The sequence below is a fragment of the Deinococcus pimensis DSM 21231 genome (assembly GCF_000519345.1).
In the GTDB taxonomy this organism is placed as follows: domain Bacteria; phylum Deinococcota; class Deinococci; order Deinococcales; family Deinococcaceae; genus Deinococcus_A; species Deinococcus_A pimensis.
Genome location: NZ_KI912647.1, coordinates 81,955 through 86,887 on the forward strand (window position 1 = coordinate 81,955; position 4,933 = coordinate 86,887).

Sequence of the window (4,933 nt, forward strand, 5' to 3'; positions counted from 1 at the left end):
CCGAGCAGCGCGATGAGGTCGCGCCGCAGCTCCCACTCGGACTGCGCCCACAGCGCGGCGCCCATCTCCTCGAGGTGGCGGGCGTTGGCCTCCTCCTGACCCGGGATGGGACGGTAGATCAGCATGGGCACGCCGAGCGCGGTGGCCTCCGCGACGGTGAGGCCGCCCGCCTTGCCGACGACGAGGTCGGACGCGGCGAGCAGCTCCGGGAAGAAGCGGGTGTAGCCGAGTCGGTGCACGGTGGCGCCGCCGACCTCCTCCACGCCGACGCTGCCGCTCCCGGCGAGCACGAGGACCTGCACGCGCCGCCCGGCGCGGGCGCAGGCGTCGATGACCTCGTCGACGGCCTTGTAGGTGCCCTGCGCGCCCGCGCTGACCAGCACGAGCGGGTCGTGCTCGTCGAGGCCGAACTGACGGCGCAGCGCGGCGCGGTCGGCGTTCTGGAGTTCGGTGTAGCGCGAGAGGATCGGGATGCCCGTCACGACGACGCGCTCCTCCGGGATGCCCCAGCGGGCGAGGTCGCGGCGGACGCCCTCGGTCGCGACGAGGAACACGTCCGCCTCCTGCCGAGCCCAGTGGTAGTGCGCGGCGTAGTCCGTGACGAGCAGCGCGTTGAGGAACTTCGTGCGCAGCAGGCGGCGCGCGGTCCCGGCGAGCGAGGCGGGCGCGTCGTAGCTCGACATCACGAGCTGCGGGCGGGTGCGGCGCAGGTCGCGCAGCATGTGACGCAGCCCGGCGGTGCGCGACGCGCCCTTCACGACGCGCGGGGCGTTCTCGCGGTTGCTCCAGTGGTAGAAGTAGCGGTACGTGGCGGGGCTGTGCCGCAGCCACCACATGTACACCCCGGCCGACGCGCCGCGCTCCAGCGCGGAGAGGTACGTCAGGTAGTCCACGTGCAGCGCGTTCAGGCCGGGCGAGAGCTGCCCGAGCGCCTGCTCCAGCGCCTCGCCCGCCTTCTGGTGCCCGCCGCCGAGCGAGGCGTGCAGGAAGAGGGCGCGCAGCTCACGCGGCGCGCGGGACGTCATCCGGTCCTCCGCAGCATCCACAAGCCCACGACGACGAAGACGATGTTGGCGAGCCACGCGCCGATCTCCGGGGGCAGCAGGCCGGAGTTCGTGAAGGACAGGCCGAGGATGTACACGAGGTAGTACGCGATGGTGATCAGGAGCGCGACGCCGAGCGCGACGCCCGTGGTGCGTCCGAAGCGCAGCGCGAAGGGCAGCGCGGCGAGGACCAGCACGAGGTTGCCGAAGGGCAGCGCGAGCTTGCGGTTGAGCTCGATGCGCGCGCCGAGCCGCTCGGAGGGCCGCGCGGAGCGGTCCGTGATGACCGTCCACAGCTCGCTGAGGGAGCGGCGCTCGGCGGCGATGGCGTCCGCGAGGTCCGCGATGGCCTGCTTGCGGCTTAGGCCCGTGTCGATGTCGATGGAGGCCTTCGGGTCGGCGGGAATGTTGGCGCTCACGAAGACGTTCTGGACGGCGCCGCGGAAGGCGGCCTCGTCGGCGTTCTCGGGCAGGGCGGAGAGCGCGTCGATGGCGGCGTAGTCCACGACGTAGCCGCGGTAGCCGCTGAGGCGCAGGGTGTTGCCCTCATACGTGCCCGTCCCGGCGAAGTAGATGGTGGCGCGGCGGTCCTGCCAGGCCTGCAGGCGCACGCCCCGGAGTTCGCGGCGGGCGTTGTCGTAGCCGTCGAAGCGCAGTTCGATGGGTTGCGCGGCGTTGCCGATGTCGAGGGTGCGGCCCGCGAGGGTGCTGAGGCCCGCGCCGGTCAGGTCGTCCCAGTAGAAGGAGCGGGCCTCCTGGTTCGCCTGCGGCACCACGACCTCGGAGAGGAACAGCGAGAAGGCCGACACGAACGCGGCGATCAGCACGGCGGGCCAGCTGAGCCGCAGCAGCGAGAGGCCGCCCGCCTGCGCCGCGCCGAGCTCGCGTTCGTTGGCGAGGCGGCCGTAGGCCACGACGACCATCAGCACGACCGCCATCGGGAAGACCCGCACGAGCGTGTCGGGCACCTGCAGACCGATGTAGCGCAGCACGCCCAGCACGGGTGCGTTCGCGAGGAACTGGGAGCTCACGAAGAAGTACCCGAAGGAGACGATGGCGGTGAAGAGAAGCGTCCCCGTCACGAGGGGCGGGACGAGCTCACGGGTGATGTATCGCTGGATTCGCATCATGGCAGCACTTGAAAGCGCGGCCCGCTGGGGGCCGCCGTCGTCCTCACCTTAGCAGAGCGGACGCGAGGGTCACTTCGCGAGGGCGAAGAGGATGGTGGCTTCCACGGCGACCTCGCCGTCCACCTCGGCGCGGCAGGTGGTCTTGGCGAGGCCGCGCCGGAAGAACTCCAGCTTCACGTGCAGGTGCAGCACGTCGCCCGGCACGACCTTGCGCTTGAAGCGGACGTCTTCGAGCCCGGCGAGGTAGCCGACGCTGCCGGGCGCGACGTGGTCGAGGGTGGCGAACATGCTGGCCTGCGCGAGCGCCTCGATCATGAGGACGCCGGGCATGACGGGCTCGCCGGGGAAGTGCCCCTGGAAGAAGGGCTCGCCTATGGTGACGTTCTTGACGGCGTGGACGGCGCCGTCCTCGATGGACAGCACGCGGTCCACGAGCACGAAGGGGTAGCGGTGCGGCAGCGTGGCCAGCACCTGCTGGATGTGCATGGTCGTCTGGGTCATGGGCACTCCATAGGAGCGGCGGGCGGACCGCTGGTCCGCCCGCGCGCCCGGGTTCAGCGGCGCAGGTAGTTGTCGCTGCTGATGAGGTGGTGACGCAGGATGGGGATCATCTCGAGGGCCATGCCGGTGCCGATCGCGACGGCCTCGCTGGCGTTCTCCGCGACGGCGACGGGAATGCCGGTCGCCTGACGCAGCATCTCGTCGAAGTTGCGCAGCAGGCTGCCGCCGCCCGTCATGACGATGCCGCGGTCGATGATGTCGGAGACGAGTTCGGGCGGGGTGCTCTCCAGGACGCGCTTGACGCCCTCGACGATCTTCGAGACGGGCTCGGAGAGCGCCTCGACGATGTCGAGCGTCTGGAGGGTGACGGTCTTGGGCAGGCCCTGGAGCAGGTCGCGGCCGCGCACCTCGGCGACGATGTCGTCCTCGGGCTTGAGGATCATGGCGGCGCCCACCTTGACCTTGATCTCCTCGGCGGTGCGGTCGCCGATCATGAGGTTGTGCTTGCGGCGGACGTAGCGGATGATGCTCTCGTCGAACTCGTTGCCCGCGACGCGCAGCGACTCGGACACGACGATGCCGCCGAGGCTGATGACGGCGATGTCGGTGCTGCCGCCGCCGATGTCGACGATCATGCTGCCGACGGGCTCGGCGATCTTGAGGCCCGCGCCGATGGCGGCCGCGAGAGGCTCCTCGATGAGGAAGGCGCGCTTGGCGTTCGCGTTGAGGGCGGCGCGCAGCACGGCGCGCTTCTCGACGTCGGTGACGCCGGACGGGACACCCACCATGAGCTGCGGCTTGAAGCCGAAGAGCTTCCCGGCGCCGCCCTGCACCTTGCGCAGGAACATGGTGATCATCTTCTCGGTGAGGGCGTCGTCGGCGATGACGCCGTCCTTGATGGGACGCACGGCGACGATGTTGCCGGGCGTGCGGCCCAGCATGCGGTAGGCTTCCTCGCCGACGGCCATGACTTCCTTCGTGTCACGGGTCATGGCGATCACGCTGGGCTCCTGAAGCACGAGCCCGCGGTTCTTGCTGTAGATCAGGAACGTGGCCGTTCCAAGGTCGATGCCGATGTCTTCTGAAAACCTCACGAGTCCCCCCGGGTATCTGCGGCCTTCGCGTTCGTCGGCAGGGCACGCGCCGTCCTCACTGGACGTCTGCGGCCCTGCCGGAATCGAAACCACCGTATGCTAACACGCTCGTGGTGAGTGTCCGATTGAGCCCCATTCACGAAACTCACGTGCCGCGTGGGGTGCTGGCGGCGCTCAGGCGCGCGGCTTGACGTACGTCGCCGCCCACACGCACGCCACGCACAGCAGCAGGTACGTGAGACCACGCCAGAAGGCGTCCACCGACGCCAGCCTCAGCGACGCCGAGAACGCGCCCTCCACGACGGACAGGAAGCGCAGCACATCCGACACGTTCGGGTTGACGCTCGCGAAGGCCGCGAGCGACAGCGGCGCCAGGCACAGGCCCAGCACGACGAGCAGCACCGAGATGACGGCCTTCACGCGCGCGTCCCGCCTGCGAGGGGAGGAAGATCCATGCGTTTTTTTCTACCATGCCCTCGTGAACCTTCCCGCCCGCGTCCGCATCAGCCGTCTGCCCGGCCCGCCCGGTGACGCCCTGCGCGCCCAGCTCGCGCGCCTCTCCCCGGACCTCGCGCCCGCCCTGCTCGCGCGCCTCCCCTCCCCCGACGTCGTGTGCCTCGTCGTGATCGCGGGGGGCCGCACCGTCGGCGCCCTCCTCGCCGAGCGCGCGGAGGGCGGCGCGTGGCGCGAGACGCTCGCCATGGAGGCGTCGTGGCGCGGACGCGGCATCGAGGCGGCCCTGCGCGAGGAGCTCGCCCGCGCCTGATTGTCGCGCCCGCACGGTCGGGCGGCGCGCGCTGGTGAAAGCTCGTCGGGATGACCGACGCCGCGCCCTCCCCCTTCTCGCCGTCACGGCGCGCCCTCAGCACGGGCCTGCTGCTCACCGTCCTCCTGATCGCCTTCGAGTCGCTCGCCGTCGCGACGGTCCTGCCCGTCGTGGCGCGCGAGCTGCGGGGCGTGCGGCTCTACGGGTGGGCCTTCAGCGCCTTCTTCATGGGCTACCTGCTGTCCACCATCGTCCTCGGCGGGCTCGCGGACCGGCTGGGGCCCGCGCGGCCCTTCGTCGCGGGCCTCGCGCTGTTCGCGGCGGGTCTGTGCGTCGCGGGTCTCGCGCGGAACATGGAGGTGTTCATCGCGGGGCGGACGCTGCAGGGCCTCGGCGGGG

Annotated in this window: 7 protein-coding genes; 2 read left to right on the forward strand and 5 right to left on the reverse strand. The window is 71.0% G+C overall.

Annotated elements, in window-relative coordinates; translation table 11 throughout:
* The 5 genes from DEIPI_RS0113205 to DEIPI_RS0113225 form a co-directional block, all read right to left on the reverse strand.
* The coding region (locus DEIPI_RS0113205; protein WP_245588558.1) for an MGDG synthase family glycosyltransferase at nt 1-1,025 on the reverse strand (1,025 nt) is incomplete at its 3' end.
* Nucleotides 1,022-2,173, reverse strand: coding sequence for an LptF/LptG family permease (locus DEIPI_RS0113210; protein ID WP_027482073.1), 1,152 nt, complete (start codon nt 2,171-2,173; stop codon nt 1,022-1,024). The genes DEIPI_RS0113210 and DEIPI_RS0113205, both read right to left, overlap by 4 nt.
* 69 nt (nt 2,174-2,242) lie before the next feature.
* Complete coding sequence (fabZ, locus tag DEIPI_RS0113215) at nt 2,243-2,674, reverse strand: 3-hydroxyacyl-ACP dehydratase FabZ (protein WP_027482074.1); 432 nt, start codon at nt 2,672-2,674, stop codon at nt 2,243-2,245.
* 53 nt (nt 2,675-2,727) lie between these two features.
* Nucleotides 2,728-3,768, reverse strand: a complete 1,041-nt coding sequence (mreB, locus tag DEIPI_RS0113220; protein ID WP_027482075.1) for a rod shape-determining protein — start codon at nt 3,766-3,768, stop codon at nt 2,728-2,730.
* A gap of 174 nt (nt 3,769-3,942) precedes the next feature.
* Complete coding sequence (locus DEIPI_RS0113225; RefSeq protein ID WP_027482076.1) at nt 3,943-4,188, reverse strand: hypothetical protein; 246 nt, start codon at nt 4,186-4,188, stop codon at nt 3,943-3,945.
* A gap of 58 nt (nt 4,189-4,246) precedes the next feature.
* On the opposite strand from DEIPI_RS0113225, the gene DEIPI_RS0113230 reads away from it, so the two are divergent.
* Nucleotides 4,247-4,534, forward strand: a complete 288-nt coding sequence (locus tag DEIPI_RS0113230) for a hypothetical protein (RefSeq protein WP_027482077.1) — start codon at nt 4,247-4,249, stop codon at nt 4,532-4,534.
* 50 nt (nt 4,535-4,584) lie between these two features.
* A partial coding sequence (locus tag DEIPI_RS30975; protein WP_045234283.1) for an MFS transporter occupies nt 4,585-4,933 on the forward strand: 349 nt, incomplete at its 3' end.

Coding starts and splice junctions, on each gene's coding strand:
- DEIPI_RS0113210 (WP_027482073.1), bottom strand. CDS start 2,173: ATGATGCGAATCCAGCGATACATCACCCGTGAGCTCGTCCCGCCCCTC.
- fabZ (WP_027482074.1), bottom strand. CDS start 2,674: ATGACCCAGACGACCATGCACATCCAGCAGGTGCTGGCCACGCTGCCG.